This window comes from Arthrobacter ginsengisoli, assembly GCF_031456935.1.
Classification (GTDB): domain Bacteria; phylum Actinomycetota; class Actinomycetes; order Actinomycetales; family Micrococcaceae; genus Arthrobacter; species Arthrobacter ginsengisoli.
The window spans coordinates 107,925-128,050 of record NZ_JAVDVQ010000002.1 but is presented as its reverse complement, the minus strand read 5'-3'; the positions used below and the strand labels follow the sequence as shown (position 1 = coordinate 128,050).

The window sequence follows — 20,126 nt, the reverse complement described above, 5'->3', positions numbered from 1 at the left end:
CGTCTGAGCCCACGACCTCCCTATGCCCAGCATAAGCGAAGCCGCGGGCCGGGCCGGCCACGGTTGCGCCACGATCAGGTCACAGCAGGGGCCCCGGACCACGGTCCGGGGCCCCTGCAAGGCTGGCACTGAGGGGAGTGGTCCGCCGCCGCCTTCGGTTCCTTAGTAGCGGTAGTGGTCCGGCTTGTAGGGGCCGGAGACCTCGAGGTCCAGGTACTTGGCCTGCTCCTTCGACAGTTCGGTCAGTTCGACGCCGAGGGCGTCGAGGTGCAGCCGGGCAACCTTCTCGTCGAGGATCTTCGGCAGCACGTAGACCTGCTTTTCGTACTCCCGTTCCCCTGCCGGCTGGTCGCGCTTGGTGAAGAGCTCGATCTGCGCGATCGTCTGGTTGGCGAAGGAGTTGCTCATCACGAAGGACGGGTGTCCGGTCGCATTGCCGAGGTTCAGCAGGCGGCCCTCGGACAGCACGATGATCGAACGGCTCCCCTCACCCGTGGCCTGGTCCGCCGCGAAGACCCACTCGTGCACCTGGGGCTTGATTTCGACCTTCTTGATGCCGGGAATCCGGGCCAGGCCGGCCATGTCGATCTCGTTGTCGAAGTGGCCGATATTGCCCACGATCGCCTTGTCGCGCATCCCGGCCATGTGTTCGGCCATGATGACGTCCTTGTTGCCCGTCGTAGTGATGAAGATGTGGCCCTCGCTGAGGACGGACTCCAGCTTTGCGACCTGGTAGCCGTCCATGGCTGCCTGGAGTGCGCAGATGGGATCGATTTCGGTGACGATGACCCGGGAGCCCTGGCCGCGGAAGGCCTCCGCCGCGCCCTTGCCCACGTCGCCGTAGCCGCAGACGACGGCGACCTTGCCGCCCATCAGGACGTCGGTGGCCCGGTTGATGCCGTCCGGCAGGGAGTGGCGGATGCCGTACTTGTTGTCGAACTTGCTCTTCGTGACCGAGTCGTTGACGTTGATGGCCGGGAACAGCAGCTTGCCCTGCTCCGCGAGCTGGTACAGCCGGTGCACGCCGGTGGTGGTTTCCTCCGTGACGCCGAGCAGGCGGGAGCCGGTCCGGGTCCACTTCTGCGGATCCGCCTGCAGCGAGGCGCGCAGCACCTCGAGGAAGACCCGGCCTTCCTCGGACTCGTCATCGGCGGTGGCCGGGACGGCCCCCAGGGCTTCGAACTCGACACCCTTGTGGACCAGCATGGTGGCGTCGCCACCGTCGTCGAGGATCATGTTCGGGCCGAGGTCCGGGTTGCTGTCCGCGCCGGGCCAGGTCAGGATCTGCTCGGCGGTCCACCAGTATTCCTCCAGCGTCTCGCCCTTCCAGGCGAACACCGGAACACCCCGGGGGTCTTCGACGGTTCCGTTGCCAACCACAACGGCGGCGGCGGCTTCGTCCTGGGTGGAGAAGATGTTGCAGGACGCCCAGCGGACCTCGGCGCCGAGTGCCGTGAGCGTCTCAATCAGCACCGCGGTCTGCACGGTCATGTGCAGGGAGCCGGCGATCCGGGCGCCCTTGAGCGGCTGGCTGGCGCCGAACTCCTCGCGCAGCGACATCAGTCCGGGCATTTCGTGTTCGGCGAGGCGGATCTGGTGACGGCCAGCCTCGGCCAGTGAGATGTCCGCAATCTTGTAATCGAGGGTCATATGAATCCTTTGCTGTTGCCGGCGGGCGGGTCCGGGACCTGGTTGCCTGTGACGCCGGGGAACGTGCTTTTTGGTGACGGGAAAGTACTTCGGTGCCGAACGGCGAAGAGATGGGCCGGCAGCCTAGCCGGCGGTGCGCCCGGCTGCGTCGGACTGCCCGGCGTCGGGCTGGACTGCAGCGGACAGCCCGGCGTCGTGCTGGAAGGCGGGAGCCGCGGCGGCGGCCGGGAGCAGTTCCGGCGGCAGCAGCAGCGGGATGCCGTCCTCGATGGCGTAGCGCAGTTTCTCGCCGGAGTGGCCGGCCGCGGTGCTGACGAGTTCCTCGCCGTCCTGCACCAGCGGCGAACCGGTCACGGGGCATCTCAGGACAGACAACAGTTCGGGACTGATCTTCGGCATGGTGAACGCTCCCTGGTGGACGCCGGTGGCTTACGGATTTTGCAGTTCCCAGCCTACCGCCAAGTGCAGCCTAGGACGGTTCGCGCAAAACGCGCAGATGCCCCCGCCGGGTGCCCTCGGCCGCGGGCGGCGCCGCCAGGGTCGGGTGGACTCCGCGCTGCCCCTGGCCGGATTCCGCCGCGGCGGGCCGTGCGGCCGCCTGGCGGACAGCATCGGCGAGGGCGACGAGGTCATCGGGTCCGGGACCTGCGGGGGTGGCGGGCATGGCCAGCCGCAGCACCTCCCAGCCCCGCGGGACGGTCAGGGATCCGGCGTGCTGGTCGCACAGGTCGTAACAGTGCGGCTCGGCGTACGTCGCCAGCGGCCCCAGGACCGCGGTGGAGTCTGCGTAGACGTACGTCAAAGTCGCCACCGCTGAATTGCGGCAGGCTGACCTTGAACAAAGACGAATTGCACCCACGACACCACAGACTACTCCCCCGGACCGCCGCTCGCCGCCCGACGCGCGGGCGGCGGGTCGCGCAGCCCATATCGCGGAAACCATGCGGCGGGTTTAGAGTCGAGATATGCAGTCACCGCACCACGATCCCGGTTTTACGGTCCGCTTGGCTGACGCCGGTGCCGGACCCCAAGACGCCGGTTCCACACCGACCGGCTCCGGGCGGGCCACGGCGCCCCGGGGCTTCCGCCAGCGGCGGCGGAACCGGCACGGCCGGGGACTCCGCGGCGAACTGATGCTGCCCACGCTGCCCGGCTACCGCACCCGCTCGGACCGCTTCGACGATTTCGTGCTGGACTCGGCCGAGCGGCTGCACGACATCTGGGGCAAGCCGCTGGACGGCGTCCGCTTCGCCGTCGACGAGATCCCGCCCGGGCTCGAGCAGCTCGTGGCGGACCGCACGGCCGCCCCGATGGGTTCCTACTCCCCCGCGACGCCGGACGAGGGGCCCGTGATCACGCTCTACCGGCGTGTCGTCGAGCAGGCCTGCGGGAGCCGGGAGGACCTCCAGGATCTGGTCCATGACGTCGTGGTGGAATACACGGCCGAGATGCTGGGCGTGCCGCCCGAGTCACTGGACCCGGTCTACCGCCGCCGCTACTAGGACCGCGCCGCCTCCCGGGGTGGGATCCCGCTGCCGGAACCAGCGGCACGATCAGTAGCCGAGCGTGACCGGGACCTGCTCCTGGCCCGCTGCCCCGGGGGCAACGGCCATCGTTGAGACGTCCGCCCGGTCCTCGTGCTGCAGCAGGACCGCGCCGTAGGCGGGATCCCCCGCGGCGGACACGAGGTAGCCGACGAGCCGTGAGCCCTCGACCTCGGCCGGCACCTTGATGGACGCTGTGGTGCCGCCGGCGATGTCGGCGGCCGCGGCCGCGCGGACCTTGCCGTCGGCCGTGATCGGCGTGTAGGTAATGGTGGCGCGGCCCTCGGGGGCGCCAAAAATGAGGTAACGCTCCCCCGAGCCGGGGACCGGAACAACGTGCTGGCTTCCCAGCCTCGCCGAGGCGGCCGACCAGGCGAAGTCGGAGGCCTCGTCAGCCTTGAGGCCCCGGGTCACCCGGGCCGCGGCGGTGAAGGAAACATCCGAACTGGCCGCCACGGTGTAGAGGCCGGCCGGCACGCCGGCCAGGGAAACCTCGGTGACCGATCCGGCCTTCGCCGTGACCACGCCGCCGCCGGGCAGGGCCTTCTGGCCGTCCCGTCCGAACAGCTTGACCGCGACGACAGCATCGGCGGTCCCGGGCACCGTGATCTGCAGTGCCGGTCCCGCGTCGCCGAAGCCGGACTTCCGGGTGAGGTCCGCCAGCGCGGTCGGATCCTGCGTGTCGACCCCGGAGATGACCTGGCGTAGGGCCGGAGCCGCGGCAGGGGCGATGAACTCGACTCCGCCGGGCGTCAACCCACGCAGCACGCTCTGCTGGATGACCGCGGCCACCGGGCCGCCGGCGCTGCGCACCCGGACGCTGAGCCGCTCCTGCCCGGGGGCGAGGCCGGCCAGGTTGACGGCGCGGGTGGTGCCCGGCGCGACGAGGAGTCCGCGGCTGCCCGGGGCCTGGATCTGTCCCTTGGCCCCGAAGAGCTCGAGGCTGACGGTGGCCGGGCTGGAAGAGGCGTTGCTGAGGTTCAACACGGCGGTCCGGCCAAGCGCGGTGTTCGCGCCGACGAGCCACTGATCGTTGCCGGGCTGCTGGCAGGCTGCGGCCGCTGACCCGCGGAGGTCCCCGTCCTCGGCCTCGTAGCGCATGACGGCCGCTGCGGAAGCCTGGCGGTCCGCTTGCGCGTCGGCGCTCAGGACCGTCACGGCGTCGACGCCGGGCCGGGACGCGACGCCCGCGGTCGGCACAGCGCTGGCGGGCTTGGGGGTGGCAGCGGCCGGGCTTTCGTCCCCCGGTGCGGCCGTGGCGATGTCAACCAGCGTGCTGCCGGTGAGCGCGGCGAGCCTGCTGCCGGGCAGGGTACCGGCGGTGGATCCCAGCACCAGGGCGGTGACGTCGCTCGCGGCGGTGGCGGATTCCGGGCTGAATTGCGGATCGGTGCCCACGGGCGAGCCTTCGAGCAGCCGGGCCGGGCCCGGGCAGACGCCGATGCTGCTGCCGGCAGGGACCGCCGACAGCGGGGCGGCGACCGGACGGCTGCTGCCGGCGCCCTGCGGGGCCAGTGCGGTGGCGGACACGAGTCCGCCGCCGGCCGCGACGAGGACGACTGCCGCGAGGACGCCGGCCAGCCGCCGGGACCTCGGCGCAGACGCCGGGCGCGGAGGGCTGCCGGCAGGGCCTGCCGCAGCGTCGGGCGTGGCTGCGGCGTCGTTCGCGGGGTTGTCGTCCCTAGGCATGCTGGTGTTCCTTACGCAGGGAGCCTTCGTCCCGGGAGAGGCCGGTGTTCGGCCGGCGGGCAGGCATGGGGATGGCAAGCAGGGCGGTCAGGCCAATGACGGCGGCCTGGGCGACGCCGGTCCAGATGGCCCACGGCGCCTCGTAGCGGAGGCTGAGCTGACCGCCCTCCGCGGGCAGGGTGAAGGCCTGCGCCCAGCCGGAGGTGGTGGCGGTGAGGCGGCGTCCGTCGAGCCAAGCGCTCCAGCCCGGGTCGGCGCGTTCGGCCAGCACCACAAGCCGACCGTCCGGCCCGGCGGGCACCGCGACATCGGCGGAGACCGCCTGCGACGGGACCAGCCCGACGGTGGCGCCCGCGCTGTCGACGATCCGGACGCGGTGGGCGACGTCGGCGGCCTGGATGAGCGGCTGGTTCAGCGGGCTGATCCGCCAGAGCCAGCCGACGTCGGTCTTCCCGACGGCGACGAGGCCGGGGACGGCGTCCATGCGGCTCGCCGTCAGCTGCGCCGCCGTGTCGGCGGCCCGCAGGACCACGAATCCAACGCCGAGCCGCTCAAGCTCCGGCCGCGGATCAACGCCCTGGCCGGCCACGATGGCGGCCACGACATTGCGCAGGGACGCCACGACGGCGTCATCCTCACGGACCGTCTCCTGCCCCGGTCCACCCATGATCGGGCGGGCCGTGGCAATGGTGGACAGCGCGTCCAGCGTGGTCCCGGCGCCGCGCATCAGCGCGGCGTCAAACGCTCCGTTGTCGCCGGTGGCGATGACGAGCGTGCGCGACTGTTCGGGCCCCTCACCGCGGTCGATGGCGGTGGCAGGGAGGGTCCGGGATTCGGCCGGCTGCACAAGTTTCCGGGCGCCCAGCGAACCGGAGCCAGGATCGGTGCCCGCCGGGGCGGCGCCGGCCGATGCGGTGCCTGCCGGTTCCGTGCCGGCAGCAGCGGCGGACGGGGTGTCCGGCTGCAGGATGTTTTGCGCGGCCCACACCGTCAGGCCGGCCAGCGGGCCGGCCAGCAGGAGGACCATGGCCGTCACCGCGGTGCCGCGCAGCAGGATTTTGCGGCCCAGCGTTGCTGCGGACCCCCGGCCGGCGGAATCCAGCAGGCCCGCGGCGCCGATCAGGGACGCCCCCAGGAGGGCGAACGCCGCGGCCGATACCGCGGGTCCGGTGAAGGGGGTGACCAGGACCTTGGCGCTGACCCCGGTGGCGACCTGGCTGCTGAGCCAGCCGCCGGCCAGCAGCAGCAGTGCCGCGGCCCAGAGTGCGCGGGCAGTCCGCGACGCCCGGCCGGGCAGGAACAGGGCAACCGCCGCGAGGAGCAGGACGGGCAGGCCGAGGAGCAGGGCCAGCAGGAGCGCCCACGGCACGGCCGAGTGTGCGGCAAAGACGGACAGGCCGGTGAGGCCGCCGTCGGCCGCAAAGCGCAGCGGCTGGCCCAGGGCCTGCTGCCACAGCGGTGCGGCGTCAAATCCCAGCGGCACGCCGGGGTCCGCGAGCAGGGCGCGGGGCCGGTCAATGGTGGAGAGCAGGAACGGCACGAACAGCGCAAGGCTGGGCAGCAGCGCCCACCAGACGGTGCGGCCGCGGCGGCCCAGGAGCGTCCCGCACAGTGCCACGAGGACGACTGCGGGGAGCAGCAGCGAGGGTGCGGCCGCGGTCACAACGGCCAGGGCGAGGCCGGCCGCCGCGGCAGCGGTCCAGGAGGGCGTGCCGTTCACGCCGGGCTTAACCGGTGGCGCCTCGGTGAAGCGGCGCTCCCCGGGGGCCGGGACGGCATAGCGACCGCGTCCTTCGGCGGTTCCGGTGGCGCGCAGCAGGGCGAGCACCAGCAGCGGCAACACGATGTGGACCAGCAGCGCACCGACGCGTCCCTGGTTGAGTGCCACCTGCAGGGCCGGCGCGCCGGCCCAGACGAAGGCGGCGGCCAGGCGGAGCAGCCGGCGCTCCGTCAGCGCCCCCGCCGCGACCCAGGCGCCGACGGCGGACAGGGGCATGGCCAGAATCAGCAGCCAGCCGAGGGCACCGTTGGCGTTGCCGGCGCCGAGCACGCCCAGGACCCAGAGCACGTAGCCGAAGGGGCTGCCGTGGCCGGGAAGGCCTGCGCCGAGAGTGACCCACCAGCCGGAGGCATGGTTCCAGATCTCCCCCAGCCGAAGCGAGACCGGAATCATCGCGCCGCCGGAGACGGACTCGGCCCGGAACAGGTTCAGCAGGCCGATCAGGGACGCCGCTGTGGTGACCAGGACGGCCAGCAGCGCACCGTTGCCGGCCCAGCCCCGTTCGGAGGTGGTGAGGGCGGCGAAGTCGTCGGCCGAGTCGCCGGTGGGTTGTTCGGCCAGCGGGTCGTGCCCGGGCAGGCTGTCCCCGGAGTCGTCCGCCCCGAGGGCCTCCATCAGGGAGCGGCGGTGGGACCAGACCTCCCGCCGCGGGGTCTGCAGCCCCTTGATCACGGACCGCCGGATGCGGCGCGTCCGGGCAGCGTTCTGCCGCCCCCGGATCACGGCTGCGGGACGTCCGAGTGCGCCGAAGGTTGCCAGCAGCTGCGAGAAGCCGTGCCCCGGATCCTTGACGGCAATGCTGAGGACCAGCTTGAAGATGCTGCCCAGCAGCGCGCCGGCCGCGTGCAGCGGCACTTTCCAGACAGGGGCGTGCTTGAGCCGCAGGTGGACCTGGGCCTTCCGGGCCGCCGTCGCGTTGCCCAGGGCATGCGGGCGGTGCGGGACGTGGAACATTCTGGCACCGGGGACCACCACCACCCGGTGGCCGGCCAGCCGGTTCCGCCAGCAGAAGTCAACGTCGTCGCCGCTGCCCGGCAGGGCGGGGTCGAAGCCGCCGAGGTCCTCCCAGACGTCCCGACGGATCAGCATGCCGGCAGAGTTAACGGCGAAAGTGTCGCTCCGCCCGTCGTACTGTCCCTGGTCGAGTTCGTCGGCATCGATGAGGGTCAGCCGCTCGGCCCAGCGGCTCGTGGAGAGCCCGACGTCGATCAGCCGGCGCCCGGAATGCCAGTCCAGCTGCTTGCAGCCGGCCACGGTAACGGAGGGCGCGCGTTCCACTGCCTGGAGCAGCTCGGCAAGCGCCTCGGGGGCGGGGGCTGCGTCGTCGTGCAGCAGCCAGATCCATTCCGGCGCGGGGCCGGCGGCGGGGCCGCGGCCGGGTGGGCCGCCGTCGCGCCAGGGGGCGAGCGTGCTGAGTCCTGCCTGCACCGCGCCGCCCATCCCACTGCGGGGCTGGTTGTGAACGATGACGTTGGCTGTGCCGAAAGCCTGTTTGAGCAGGACTGCGGAATTGTCGCGGGAACCGGTGTCAACCCCGATGCAGGTGTCCGGTTGCCGGGTCTGGCCCGCCAGCGCAGCGAGGGTCCTGGGGAGAAAATCACCGCCGTCGTGGGAAACCACGACGGCGGTGACTCGTACTACCTGAAGAATTAGATCGCTCGCTTCCTAAGCCGGCGCCGCTCGCGCTCGGAAAGGCCACCCCAGATTCCGAAACGCTCGTCGTTCGACAGGGCGTATTCGAGGCACTGCGAGCGGACGTTGCACGCCCCGCAGACCTTCTTGGCGTCGCGCGTGGAGCCACCCTTCTCGGGGAAGAATGCCTCCGGGTCGGTCTGGGCACAGAGGGCGTCCGTCTGCCAGCCCAACTCGCCTTCATCGTCAAAGTCCTGCCGGGAGGGCAACCCGATCCACACCGGTTGCGAGGTGGTGCCGGCATGGAGGGTCTGGAGTTCCATCGGCGGGTCGTGAAGGTCGTTGTCCTGGTCCGGACCGGACAGAAGTTCGTCGTGCGCGGCAAGGAAAGCGGTTGCCTGGTCCTGCAGTGAGTCCTTGGTGTGTTCGTTGAAGCGTTCTGCTGCGTCCGGATCCGCCGGATCCACATACCAGTCGCTCGGCACCCCGCGTGAACGGTATTTGGCTGTGGCCTGTCCAGCAACGACGGCCTCTTCATGGATACGCTCTGCTAGCCCCATTGGCGTTTCCTCTCTGATTTTGCAGCCTTTGACTGACCCTTGGACACTCGGTTGTGTGCCGGTTTCTGCCCGTTGGCCTTCGATAACTAATTACACGTGTGTAAGTCTCCGGGAGTCAAGCCACGGCCGAGATAATAATCAATTTGATACCTAAATCCCGGGCACGCCACGCCCGGGATTTTTCCACCCCCGCCCCGGGATGGCGCGGAATAATCAGGGTACTGAGCACTTCGGAGAAGTTTTACCGAATCCACGGGGAACTTCCCCGCCCGGACCGGCGATGCGGACCGGCCCCTCCGGACCGGCCTATGACGGAGATCACACAGGCCGTCGCCGTGGCAAGATGAAGCCATGAGCATCCCGGCAATCGAACTGATGACAGCCCTGCGTTCCGGCCAGTCCACCTCCCCCCGGCTCACCTGGTACGGGCCCGGGTCCGAGCGGGTTGAGCTCTCCGGCCGGGTGCTGGACAACTGGGTGGCGAAGACTTCCAACCTGCTGCAGGACGAGCTCGACGCCGAACCCGGGACGCGGCTGCGGCTGGACCTGCCGGCCCATTGGAAGTCCCTGATCCTGGCCCTCGCGGCCTGGCAGCTCGGCATGGAGATCGTGTTCGACGACGCCGAGGCCGAACTGCTGGCCACCGGCGATCCGGGCCCCGGGGCGGCGCAAGGGGCGTTTGACGCCGTCCTGGCGGTGGCGCTGCCGGCGCTGGCCATGCGGTGGCCGGGTGAGCTGCCCACCGGCGTCGTGGACTACGCCGCTGAAGTGCGCTCCCACGGTGACGTTTTTATGCCGCACGTGGATCCGGAGGCGTCACGGCGTGCCGTGCTGGGCGCCGCGGGGACAGCGCACACCCACGGCGAGCTGCTGGACGGCTTTGCTGCGGCGCAGGGCGAAGGAGTCCGGCTGCTGGTTGCTGCGGGCGACGGACTGGAGCCAGCCCTCGCCCGGGCCCTGGGCGCCTGGCGGAGCGACGGTTCGGTGGTGCTGGTGCACCCCGCCGTCGTGGTGACGGAGAAGCTGCTCGCCGACGAGCGCGTCAACGGCAGCTGAGCGCCGCACCGGGAGCACGGGTTCAGTGCTGGCGCAGTCCTAGGCCGGCGGACCCGGCAAATCCGGGTCCCTGACGGCGCGGCGCTCGACCGCGGGGCCCGCGACCGCGGTGCTCTCTACCGCGGGGCCGGGGTGGGTGTGCGGATGCAGCTCGATGATCTCGTGGTCATGGGAGAACTCGGGCTCTTCGTCAAGTTCCTTGTTAAAGACCAGGAACCGGTAGGCGAAGAAGCGCACCACCGTGGCCACCAGGATGCCTACGACGCCGGCGGCGAACAGCATGTTTTTGTCCGTGACGCCGAAGCTGTACTTGGCCAGGGCGGTGAATCCGGTGGAGATGGCGATGCCGATGCCGTTGATCAGGATGAACATCGCGAATTCGCGGAGCACGTTGTCCTGGCGGCGGTGCCGGAAGGTCCAGAAGCGGTTGGCAATCCAGGAGAAGACGGTGGCGACGCTGGCGCCCACGAAGCGGGCCTTGGCCTCGCTGTCGGTCATCGGACCGTGCATCAGGTAGTACGTGAGTCCGTTGTCAATGATGAACGCGACACCGCCCACCGCCCCGAATTTGGCCACTTCGCGCCAAAAGAGCGAAGCGAGCCCGCGCAAGCGCTCGGTAAGTGTTGTAATCATGACCCTCCGTGGCCCTCTTGATCTGTCGGCCATTGGGCCAAGGGCCCATTTTAGCGCCGATTCCCGGGAACCCGCCCCGCGGAAAGCCGGTGGTGACCGCGCGGAACCCGCACCGGGACGTCCAAAGGCCGGGATCCGGCATGGTTTTCGGTAGGCTGGGACATGTGACTTTTCCTGTGATCGGTGTAGTTGGCGGCGGCCAGCTCGCCCGAATGATGGCCCCGGCGGCCACCGCCCTGGGCTTCGAGCTCCGCGTCCTTGCCGAAGGTGAGGACGTCTCAGCCGTCTCAGCCGTGGCCAATGCCCCGGTCGGTGATTACACCGACCTGGATCATCTGCTCGAGTTCTCCCGCGGCCTTGACGTCCTTACGTTTGACCATGAGCACGTCCCCACGGAGCATCTCCGCGCCCTGCAGCGGGCCGGCGTCAACGTCCACCCCGGACCCGATGCGCTGGTCAACGCCCAGGACAAGCTGGTGATGCGGGCCGCCATCGACCGGCTCGAACTGCCCAATCCGCGCTGGGCCGCCGTCGACGACGTCGCCGGGCTGGTTGCGTTCGGCGAGGACACCGGCTGGCCGGTCGTGCTGAAGACCCCGCGCGGCGGCTACGACGGCAAGGGCGTGCGGATCGTGGACTCCGCCGCGGACGCTGAGGATACTGCGGACTGGTTCGAGGCGATGTCGCCGCTGCTCGCGGAGGCCAAGGTGGAATTCAGCCGCGAACTGTCGGCCCTCGTGGCGCGGACCCCGGACGGTGAGGCCCGGGCCTGGCCGGTGGTCCACACGATCCAGGTCAACGGCGTCTGCGACGAAGTCATCGCCCCGGCCCTGGACATTCCGCTGGAGGTCGCGGCCGCGGCGGAGAACGCGGCCCTCCGGATCGCCAGCGAGCTCGGCGTTACCGGTGTGATGGCCGTGGAATTGTTCGAAACCCCGGGCGTGGGGAAGGGCTTCCTGATTAACGAGCTCGCGATGCGCCCGCACAACACCGGACACTGGACACAGGACGGCTCGGTGACGAGCCAGTTTGAGCAGCACCTGAGGGCAATCCTCAACCTGCCCCTCGGGGCGACGGACCTGCTGGGACCCGTCGTCGTGATGAAGAATTTCCTGGGCGGCGAGAACCAGAACCTGTTCTCCGCCTACCCCGCAGCCCTGGCCAGCGAACCCGCAGCGAAGGTCCACTGCTACGGCAAGGCCGTCCGGCCGGGACGCAAGATCGGGCACGTCAATCTCGTCGGCGGTTCCGCGGCCGACGTCGGCTCCGTCCGCGAACGCGCCACCACCGTCGCCAACATCATCCGGAACGGGCGGGCACCGTCCCGCACCGGAGCGGCAGCCCTCGAGGAGAACGCATGAACGCGAGCAGCACCGCCCCGCCCACGGCCGGACAGTTCCCGGCAGCGCCCGACGCCGACGCCCCGCTGGTCGGGCTCGTGATGGGCTCGGACTCCGACTGGCCCGTTATGGAGGCCGCCGCCGAAGCCCTCGCCGAATTCGGCATCCCGTTCGAGGCCGACGTCGTCTCCGCCCACCGGATGCCGCTGGAAATGATCAGCTACGGCCAGACGGCCCACGGGCGCGGGCTGCGTGTCATTATTGCCGGCGCCGGCGGCGCCGCCCACCTGCCGGGCATGCTCGCCTCCGTCACGCCGCTGCCGGTCATCGGCGTTCCGGTGCCGCTCAAGACCCTCGACGGGATGGACTCCCTGCTCTCCATCGTCCAGATGCCCGCCGGCGTCCCGGTCGCGACCGTCTCCATCGGCGGGGCCCGGAACGCCGGCCTGCTGGCCGTCCGCATGCTGGCCTCGGGCACGGATCCCCTCGCGGCCCGGCTCCGCGCCGACCTGGTCGACTTCGCCCAGGAGCTCAATAACGTCGCCACCCGGAAGGGCGCGAGCCTGCGGCACAAGGTGAGCGAAGTGTTCGCCGACGCAAACGTCGTCACCCGGGGCAGCCGTTAGGGATCGCCAGATGACCAACAGTTACGCCCCCTCCCGTCAGCCGGCGCCGCGGAACCGGACGGCTGCGCCGTCCCTCACCGATCCCGTCCGCTATCCGGCGGGAGCGGCCGACCCGGTCCTGACCAAGCGTGCCTTCCTGCTGGTCCTGATGACCCTGCTCGTGCCCGGCAGCGCCCAGACCGTCGCCGGCAACCGGCGGCTGGGACGGACCGCCCTGCGCGTCACCCTGACGGTCTGGGTCCTGGCGATCCTGGCCCTCGTGCTCCTCGTGGCATCCCGCTCGACGCTCATCAACCTGGCCACCGGCCCGGTGACCTCGCTGCTGCTGATCATCGGCCTGGCGGCGCTGGCCATCGGCTGGGCGGCACTCTTCATCAACACCCTGCGGCTGATCCGGCCGGTGCTACTGACGCCACGCGCGCGCCCCGCCGTCGTTGTCGCCCTGGTGCTGGCCATGGTCCTCAGCAGCGGGTCGCTCGGGTACGCCGCGTACGTGCTCAACGTCAGCCGCGACGCCATCGGCAACATCTTCTCCAACGGGCCCACGATTGAACCCTCGGAGGGCCGGTACAACTTCCTGATGATGGGCGGCGACGCGGGAGCGGACCGCACCGGCCGCCGCCCGGACAGCCTCTCCGTCATCAGCGTGGATGCCAAGACCGGGAAGACCGCCATCATCTCGGTACCCCGCAATCTGCAGAACGCGCAGTTCAGCGACGACTCCCCGATGCGCACGATCTACCCTGACGGCTACGACTGCGGCAACGAATGCCTCATCAACGCCATCAACACCGAGGTCACCAATGAACACCAGGACCTGTACCCCGGCGTCGCGGACCCGGGCGCGCAGGCCACCATGGAAGCCGTGTCCGGTACCTTGGGCATCAAAGTCCAGGCCTACGTCCTGGTGGACATGGAGGGCTTTTCCAAACTCATTGATGCCATGGGCGGCATCCGGATCAAGGCAGGCGGGTGGGTCCCGCTCAGCGGCGACATGGTGGACGAAGCCAATGGCATCCACGGCATGCCGATCGGCTGGATCCGCGCCGGCGAACAGACCCTCGACGGCTACCACGCGCTGTGGTACGGCCGCTCGCGCGAGTTCGTCGACGATTACGCCCGCATCCAGCGCCAGCAATGCGTCCAGCAGGCCATGCTGAAGCAACTGGATCCGGCCACCCTGCTGGCCAAGTTCGAGGACATCGCCAAGGCCGGCACCAAAGTCGTGGACTCCAATGTTTCCGCGGGCCAGCTCGGCAGCTTCGTGGATCTGGCGATGAAGGCGAAGGGCCAGGAAATGAGCCGGCTGACGATCGGGCCGCCCGACTTTGACGCATCCTTCTCGACGGTTCCGGACTTCGACCAGATCCACCAAAGGGTCGACGCCCTGCTGGGGCCCGCCCCCGCGGCCGGCGCCGCCGAGGACGGCATCCGGCAGCAGGCCGCGGCGCCCGGACCGCTCTCGGCGGCCGGCGGGCTGCCGCGCACCCAGCCGGCACCGCCGCCGTCGGACTTCACCCCGGTGACCACCACACCGGACGGCGAGCCGATCACGGTGGAGATGCTGAACCAGTTCAAGCGCAACGGCGATGAACAGTCCATCCGCGACCTGGTCGCCACCAACGGCCAGTGCGCGCCGCTGTAGCTCCAGAATCTTTCCGCACAGTTTCCGTAACAGGCTTCCGCAACAGACAGGGACACCCAGGCATTGTTTGAACTCGAGAACGTCCTCCGGCCGTATGCCTGGGGCTCCAGGACAGCCATCGCCGGGCTGCTCGGCAGGGCGGCTTCGGGCGGCCCCGAAGCGGAACTCTGGATCGGCGCGCACCCGGATTCCCCGTCGGTGGTGCCGGGCCGGGCCGGTGCCGGATCGACGGGCGCCCACGCGGCGGCCGCGGACGGCGGCGGCCGACGGGCCCTGGATGCGCTGATCGCGGAGGATCCCGAGCACCATCTGGGCAGTGACAGCGTGGCCGAATTCGGTCCCCGGCTGCCGTTCCTGCTCAAGGTCCTGGCCGCCGACAGCCCGCTGTCCCTCCAGGTGCATCCGACGCTTGAGCAGGCCCGGGCCGGATTCGCCCGCGAGGAGGCCGCCGGGGTCGACCGCGCGGCTGCGGAGCGGAACTACAAGGACGCCTTCCACAAGCCCGAGATGATCTTCGCGCTGACACCGTTCGAGGCGCTGTGCGGCTTCCGGCCCGCGGCGGACGCGCGTGCCGTCTTCCAGCTGCTGGTGGCGGATTTTGAGCTGGCCGGGCTGGAGCTCCCTCCGCTCGTTCCGCTGCTGCTGGAGGATCTGGCGCAGCCCGAGGAGCACACGGCCCTGCGCTCGGCCTTCGAGCGGCTGATCCTCGGCGGCGGGGACGTCGCCGAGGCGACCGCCGCGATTGTGGCTGCCCTGGTTTCCGGGGCACCGACGGCGCCGCACCAGGCGGAGCTCGCCACCGTCGTTACCCTCAACGCGCAGTACCCGGGCGATCCGGGCGTGCTGATTTCACTGCTGCTCAACCGGATTTCGCTCGCGCCCGGCGAGGCCGTGTACCTGCCGGCCGGCAATGTCCATGCCTATCTGCATGGCCTTGGCATCGAGGTGATGGCCTCCTCGGACAATGTGCTGCGCGGCGGCCTGACCCCGAAGTTCGTGGACGTGCCCGAACTGCTGCGAACCATCGCCTTTGAACCCGCGGACGTGCCGATGCTCCACCCCGAGACCACGATGCTGGGACAGGAGGTCTTCCGGCCCCCGTTCCGCGAATTCCAGCTGCAGCGCATCGAGCTTGCACCCGGCGCGGAGCCCGTCCCGGTGGCACAGTCGGGGGCCGCAGTCATCATCGTTGTGTCCGGATCCCTGCTCCTCGATTCGCCGAAGGGCGAGCTGCGGCTGGAGCGCGGTGCCAGCGCCTTCCTGCCCGCGGCCGATGCGCCGGTCAATGCCCACGCCCGCTCCGGTGCCACCGGGACAGCCCTGGCCTTTGCCGTTACCACCGCACTGAAAGCCTGACCCGTGGACCACTTCCTGCAGAGCCCCGCGTGGGCCACATTCCAGCGCAGCCTGGGCCGGACTGTCCACGAGCGCTCCGGCCCCGGCTGGAGTTTCCTGGCCATCGAGGAGAGCAACCCGGCCGGGAAACTGCTCTACGCACCCTACGGCCCGGTGGCCGCATCCCTCGCCGCGTTCGACGCCGCGCTGGCGGCTTTGACGGAACTGGCACGCAGCTGCGGGGCGGTGTTTGTCCGGATTGAACCCGTCGACGCCGGTTTCACGGCCGCGGACGCCAACGCGGTACTGCGCCCGCGCGGACTCCGGCCCGCCCCGGCCAACCAGCAGCCGGAACTGAGCTGGATCGTGGACCTGGACCGGGACTTCAAGGACGTCCTCGCGGACATGAAGCCGGTGAACCGGAACCTGTACCGGAACATCCACAAGAAGGGCGTGACGTTCCGCGCCAGCCAGGACCCGGCCGAGATCTCCGTGCTGCTGGGGTTCCTGCATCTGACAGCGGCGCGCAACGGGTTCAAACCGCAGAGCGACGAATACCTGACCCAGGTCGCCCGCTCGCTGATGCCCGCCGGTGCCGCGACGCTCTTCATCGCCGAGCTCGGCGGCGAGCCCATTGCCGCCGCCCTGGCCTACGACTCCGCCGACACCCGCACCTACGCCCACGCCGCGCTGGACGACGCGCACCGGAAACTCAGCGCCGGGATTCCGCTGCTGGTCACGCTGATGGCCGACGCCAGGGACAAGGGCCTGAAGCATGTGGACCTGTGGGGCGTGGCCCCCGCGGACCAGCCCGACCACAAGTGGGCAGGGTTTACGGCGTTCAAGAAGTCCTTCGGCGGCCGCGGGGTCTCCTACCCCGGAACCTGGGACCTGCCGGTGCGGACGGTGCGGTACGGCGCGTACCAGCTGGCCAGACAAGGCGCCCAGGCCGCCCGGCGCGGCGTCGTGACGGCCCGGAAGTTGCCCGTCCGGCTGCGGAGCGCCCTCCGGCGGTAGCCCTCCCCCGGCCGGACATGCCCCATCCTGGCACTGGCGGGTGGACATACCCCCACTATGTCCATCCGCTGGCCCGGCCACTGGACATGCCCTCCGGTGGCAGCACAATCCGCTGGCCCCGCCGCTGGGCATGTCCCACGGTCACGGCACATCCGCCGGGCGCCACTGGACATGCCCCGCCCCGGCACTGGCCGGTGGACATACCCTCACTATGTCCATCCGCTGACCCGGCCACTGGACATGCCCTCCGGTGGCAGGCACATCCGCCTGGCCCCGCCGCTGGGCATGTCCCACGGTCACGGCACATCCGCCGGGCGCCACTGGACATGCCCCGCCCCGGACCTGGGGATGGACATACCCCCAATATGTCCATCCCCAGGTCCGGCCACTGGGCATGTCCCCCGGTGGCAGGCACATCCGCCTGGCCCCGCCACTGGACATGCCCCGCTCCGGCACTGGCGGGTGGACATAAGCCCACCATGTCCATCCTTGGGCGCGGCCGCTGGGCATGTCCCTCGGGGGTGGCGGCGGGGCAGCTAGATCCGGGCGGCGGCTGCGCGCTTCTGTGCTTCGTAGGCGCTGGCGACCATGTCCTCGACGGAGTGCCGCATCTTCCAATCCAGGTCGCGGGCGGCGAGCGTGCCGTCGGCCACGATGCGGTCCGGGTCGCCCGCCCGGCGGGGTCCGATCTCCGGCTCGAAGTCGATGCCGGTGACCTTGGCCATGGCCGTCATGATCTGCCGGACCGAGAGCCCGTCGCCGGAGCCGAGGTTGTAGACGCGTTCCAGCGGCCGCCCGGCGGCGAGGGCGCGCGCCGCCGCGACATGCGAGGTGGCAAGGTCGGCCACATGCACGTAGTCGCGCACACAGGTGCCGTCGGCGGTGTTGTAGTCGGTACCGTTGATACGCGGGGTCTTGCCTGCGGTCAGGGCACGGAGCACAATCGGGAAGAGGTTGTGCGGGCTCGTGTCGTACAGCTCGGGCGAGCCGGAGCCGACGACGTTGAAATAGCGCAGCGAGGTGTGCTTCAGGCCCCGCGCCCGGCCCTGGTCCCGGATCAGCCATTCGCCAATCAGCTTGCTCTCCCCGTACGGGGATTCCGGCTGCGTCGGGGTGTCTTCCGTGACGATGTTCCCGGTGGGCGTGCCGTAGGTGGCGGCGGAGGAGGAGAAAACGAGATGGCCGACCTCGGCGAGCTCCATCGCCTTGAGCAGTTCCGCCGTGCCGGTGACGTTCTGCTGATAGGTGAGCAGCGGCTCCTGCACGGAAACGCCGGCGTATTTGAAGCCGGCGAGGTGGATCACCCCGGTGACGCCGTGGTCCAGCATGGTTCGCGCCACGAGCTCGGAGTCCAGGATCGTGCCGTGCACGAACGGCACGTCATCCGGGACGAACTCGCGGTGCCCGCTCGAGAGCGAGTCGATCACGACCGCCTGCATCCCGGCACCGCGCAAAGCGGAGACCACGTGAGAACCGATATATCCTGCGCCACCTGTTACGAGCCATGTCATGGTCCCACCCTACCCAATGCGGCCGCCCCGCAGCCTGCCCGGCCCGCCCGGAAACGACGGATCCCGGGGCGCGAAACGCGCCCCGGGATCCGGTTGTTCACTTTTGGCAGGTGCTAGCCCTTCCGGGCGTAGCCTTCCCACTTGCTGGCCTGGTGTTCGCCGTCGACGAACCGGATGGTTCCGGACTTGGAGCGCATCACGATGGACTGGGTGAGGACCTTGTCCTTGGAGTAGCGCACACCCTTGAGCAGGTCGCCGTCCGTGATGCCTGTGGCGGCGAAGTAGCAGTTGTCGCTGGAGACGAGGTCGTTGGTCGACAGCACCCGGTCCAGGTCGTGGCCGGCGTCGATGGCTTTCTGCTTCTCGTCGTCGCTGGTGGGCCACAGCCGGCCCTGGATCACGCCGCCGAGGGACTTGATGGCGCAGGCCGCGACGATGCCTTCCGGCGTCCCGCCGATGCCCATCAGGGCGTCCACGCCGGTACCGGAGCGGGCTGCGGCAATGGCGCCGGCAACGTCACCGTCCATGATGAACTTGGTCCGCGCACCGGCGTCGCGGATCTCCTGGACGAGCGGTCCGTGCCGGTCGCGGTCCAGGATCATCACGTTGAGCTGGTTGACCTTGACGCCCTTGGCCTTGGCGATCAGGTGCAGGTTCTGCTTGACGGGCAGGCGCAGGTCGACCATGTCGGCGGCTTCCGGGCCGGTGACGAGCTTTTCCATGTAGAACACGGCGGAAGGGTCGAACATGGTCCCGCGCTCGGCGACGGCCAGGACGGCCAGGGCGTTGTTGATACCCAGGGCGGTCAGCCGGGTTCCGTCGATCGGGTCGACGGCGACGTCACATTCGGGGCCGGTGCCGTCACCGACGCGCTCACCGTTGAAAAGCATCGGCGCTTCATCTTTTTCACCCTCGCCGATGACGACAACACCGTTGAAGTGGACCGTATGGAGGAAGGAACGCATGGCGTCGACGGCGGCGCCATCGGCCTTGTTCTTGTCCCCGAACCCGACCCAGTGGCCACCGGCGATGGCGGCTGCTTCGGTGACGCGGACCAGTTCCAGAGCAAGGTTGCGGTCCGGCTCGTCGACGCCGACGGCAAGCGACGGGGAAAGCGTGGAGTACTTCTGGGACATTGGCGCTGGTGTCACGTGAACCTCTTCTTCGAGTGGCGATCATTGAATCCGAACGGACAGGATAGATCCGCCGCGGTGATTCGTTGTTTGTGATCTCGTCTACAACTGATCATAGTCGCGGCGGAAAGCTGCGTCTTGAAATGACCAGTCCGTGAAACGAGCCGCCCCCGGCCGGGTCCCGCCGCCGGGCACCGCCGAATGTGAGATCGGCCCGGAATGGGCGACTATAGAGGGGTGAGTGAATTGCAGGAAACACCCCCCGCAGCCCCAGCATCCCCGGCCGGCGCCACCGGCCAGGAGGCGCCCGCCGCGGCCGGCCAGCCGCCCGTCAAGCCCGTCCTGACCGCCAAGGCAGCCAAGCGAGCCAACGCGTCCGTGATCGGCATGATCATCGCGCTGGTCGTCAGCATCGCCGCCTTCCTGCCGATCGTCCTAATGAACCCGGCGCCCAAGACGGATGGCTACCGGCCGGATATCAACGTCAGCGCCGTGGCGCAGAACGCCGCCGGTGTGGCGGGATTCACACCGGCGGCGCCTGATACCGGCGACACATTCCGCGCAAATTACGCCCGCTGGGAATCCGGAACCGGCAGCGGCGTACCGACCTGGGAGGTCGGCTACCTCACGCCCAGGGAATCCTTCATCGCCCTGTTGCAGACGCGGCAGTCCAATCCCACCTGGCTGCTGCAGCAGGTCAAGAGCGCGCCCGTCACCGGCACCCGCAGCGCCGGCGGACGGGACTGGGAACTGCGCGACACCGGCAAGGGCGAGAAAAGCATGGTGCTTCTGGACGCTGGCGGCTCCACGGTCATCCTGACCGGATCCGCGCAGCTGGACGAATTCACCGCGCTGGCGGCCGCTGTCGTCCGGGACCTCGAGAGCGGCGCTGGCGCCGCGGGCAGCGCGTCACCCGGGAGCACCGCCGAAGCAACAGTTTCACCCTCCCCCGCCCCGTCACCGTAAGGTAAAGGC

At 69.9% G+C, this 20,126-nt stretch carries 17 protein-coding genes; 8 read left to right on the top strand and 9 right to left on the bottom strand.

Annotated elements, in window-relative coordinates:
• Nucleotides 1–162: 162 nt before the first annotated feature.
• The 3 genes from ahcY to J2X01_RS02745 form a co-directional block, all read right to left on the bottom strand.
• A complete protein-coding gene (gene ahcY / locus J2X01_RS02755; protein WP_310050391.1) occupies nucleotides 163–1,650 on the bottom strand; it encodes an adenosylhomocysteinase in 1,488 nt (495 codons plus the stop codon).
• A gap of 123 nt (nucleotides 1,651–1,773) precedes the next feature.
• Entirely contained in the window at nucleotides 1,774–2,049 is a 276-nt protein-coding gene (locus J2X01_RS02750) for a Trm112 family protein (RefSeq protein ID WP_310050389.1), read from the bottom strand.
• 70 nt (nucleotides 2,050–2,119) lie between these two features.
• Nucleotides 2,120–2,509, bottom strand: coding sequence for a DUF3499 domain-containing protein (locus tag J2X01_RS02745; RefSeq protein ID WP_310050388.1), 390 nt, complete (start codon nucleotides 2,507–2,509; stop codon nucleotides 2,120–2,122).
• 106 nt (nucleotides 2,510–2,615) lie between these two features.
• On the opposite strand from J2X01_RS02745, the gene J2X01_RS02740 reads away from it, so the two are divergent.
• Nucleotides 2,616–3,152 carry a metallopeptidase family protein gene (locus J2X01_RS02740; protein WP_310050386.1) on the top strand — a complete coding sequence of 179 codons (537 nt, stop codon included), beginning with the start codon at nucleotides 2,616–2,618 and terminating at the stop codon, nucleotides 3,150–3,152.
• A gap of 51 nt (nucleotides 3,153–3,203) precedes the next feature.
• Here the strand turns inward: J2X01_RS02740 and J2X01_RS02735 are convergent, their stop codons facing one another.
• The 3 genes from J2X01_RS02735 to J2X01_RS02725 are packed head-to-tail and all read right to left on the bottom strand — an operon-like array spanning nucleotide 3,204 to nucleotide 8,855.
• Entirely contained in the window at nucleotides 3,204–4,883 is a 1,680-nt protein-coding gene (locus tag J2X01_RS02735) for a DUF5719 family protein (RefSeq protein WP_310050384.1), read from the bottom strand.
• Entirely contained in the window at nucleotides 4,876–8,283 is a 3,408-nt protein-coding gene (locus J2X01_RS02730) for a glycosyltransferase family 2 protein (RefSeq protein ID WP_310050383.1), read from the bottom strand. The genes J2X01_RS02735 and J2X01_RS02730 overlap by 8 nt, the downstream gene beginning before the upstream one ends.
• A gap of 29 nt (nucleotides 8,284–8,312) precedes the next feature.
• Nucleotides 8,313–8,855, bottom strand: coding sequence for a WhiB family transcriptional regulator (locus J2X01_RS02725; protein ID WP_310050381.1), 543 nt, complete (start codon nucleotides 8,853–8,855; stop codon nucleotides 8,313–8,315).
• A 351-nt stretch (nucleotides 8,856–9,206) separates the two neighbouring features.
• Here J2X01_RS02725 and J2X01_RS02720 point away from each other — a divergent pair, with 351 nt between their 5' ends.
• Nucleotides 9,207–9,911, top strand: coding sequence for a TIGR03089 family protein (locus J2X01_RS02720; protein ID WP_310050380.1), 705 nt, complete (start codon nucleotides 9,207–9,209; stop codon nucleotides 9,909–9,911).
• 39 nt (nucleotides 9,912–9,950) lie between these two features.
• On the opposite strand, the gene J2X01_RS02715 is transcribed toward J2X01_RS02720, so the two are convergent.
• Complete coding sequence (locus J2X01_RS02715; RefSeq protein ID WP_310050379.1) at nucleotides 9,951–10,544, bottom strand: GtrA family protein; 594 nt, start codon at nucleotides 10,542–10,544, stop codon at nucleotides 9,951–9,953.
• Between the two features lie 212 nt (nucleotides 10,545–10,756).
• On the opposite strand from J2X01_RS02715, the gene J2X01_RS02710 reads away from it, so the two are divergent.
• The 5 genes from J2X01_RS02710 (at nucleotide 10,757) to J2X01_RS02690 (ending at nucleotide 16,507) form a co-directional block, all read left to right on the top strand.
• Nucleotides 10,757–11,905 (top strand): 5-(carboxyamino)imidazole ribonucleotide synthase, encoded by a 1,149-nt coding sequence (locus tag J2X01_RS02710; protein ID WP_310050910.1) that lies wholly within the window; start codon nucleotides 10,757–10,759, stop codon nucleotides 11,903–11,905.
• On the top strand, nucleotides 11,902–12,510 hold the full coding sequence (gene purE / locus J2X01_RS02705) for a 5-(carboxyamino)imidazole ribonucleotide mutase (RefSeq protein WP_374724916.1): 609 nt from the start codon (nucleotides 11,902–11,904) through the stop codon (nucleotides 12,508–12,510). The genes J2X01_RS02710 and purE overlap by 4 nt, the downstream gene beginning before the upstream one ends.
• Before the next feature lie 10 nt (nucleotides 12,511–12,520).
• Nucleotides 12,521–14,155, top strand: a complete 1,635-nt coding sequence (locus J2X01_RS02700; protein WP_310050377.1) for an LCP family protein — start codon at nucleotides 12,521–12,523, stop codon at nucleotides 14,153–14,155.
• Between the two features lie 63 nt (nucleotides 14,156–14,218).
• Complete coding sequence (gene manA, locus J2X01_RS02695) at nucleotides 14,219–15,511, top strand: mannose-6-phosphate isomerase, class I (protein WP_310050376.1); 1,293 nt, start codon at nucleotides 14,219–14,221, stop codon at nucleotides 15,509–15,511.
• Between the two features lie 3 nt (nucleotides 15,512–15,514).
• Complete coding sequence (locus J2X01_RS02690; protein WP_310050375.1) at nucleotides 15,515–16,507, top strand: lipid II:glycine glycyltransferase FemX; 993 nt, start codon at nucleotides 15,515–15,517, stop codon at nucleotides 16,505–16,507.
• A 536-nt stretch (nucleotides 16,508–17,043) separates the two neighbouring features.
• Here the strand turns inward: J2X01_RS02690 and galE are convergent.
• Both galE and glpX read right to left on the bottom strand, forming a co-directional pair.
• Complete coding sequence (gene galE, locus J2X01_RS02685; RefSeq protein WP_310050374.1) at nucleotides 17,044–18,018, bottom strand: UDP-glucose 4-epimerase GalE; 975 nt, start codon at nucleotides 18,016–18,018, stop codon at nucleotides 17,044–17,046.
• A 113-nt stretch (nucleotides 18,019–18,131) separates the two neighbouring features.
• Nucleotides 18,132–19,154 (bottom strand): class II fructose-bisphosphatase, encoded by a 1,023-nt coding sequence (gene glpX, locus J2X01_RS02680; protein WP_310050903.1) that lies wholly within the window; start codon nucleotides 19,152–19,154, stop codon nucleotides 18,132–18,134.
• A gap of 216 nt (nucleotides 19,155–19,370) precedes the next feature.
• On the opposite strand from glpX, the gene J2X01_RS02675 reads away from it, so the two are divergent.
• Nucleotides 19,371–20,117, top strand: coding sequence for a DUF4245 domain-containing protein (locus J2X01_RS02675; RefSeq protein WP_310050373.1), 747 nt, complete (start codon nucleotides 19,371–19,373; stop codon nucleotides 20,115–20,117).
• Nucleotides 20,118–20,126 lie beyond the last annotated feature (9 nt).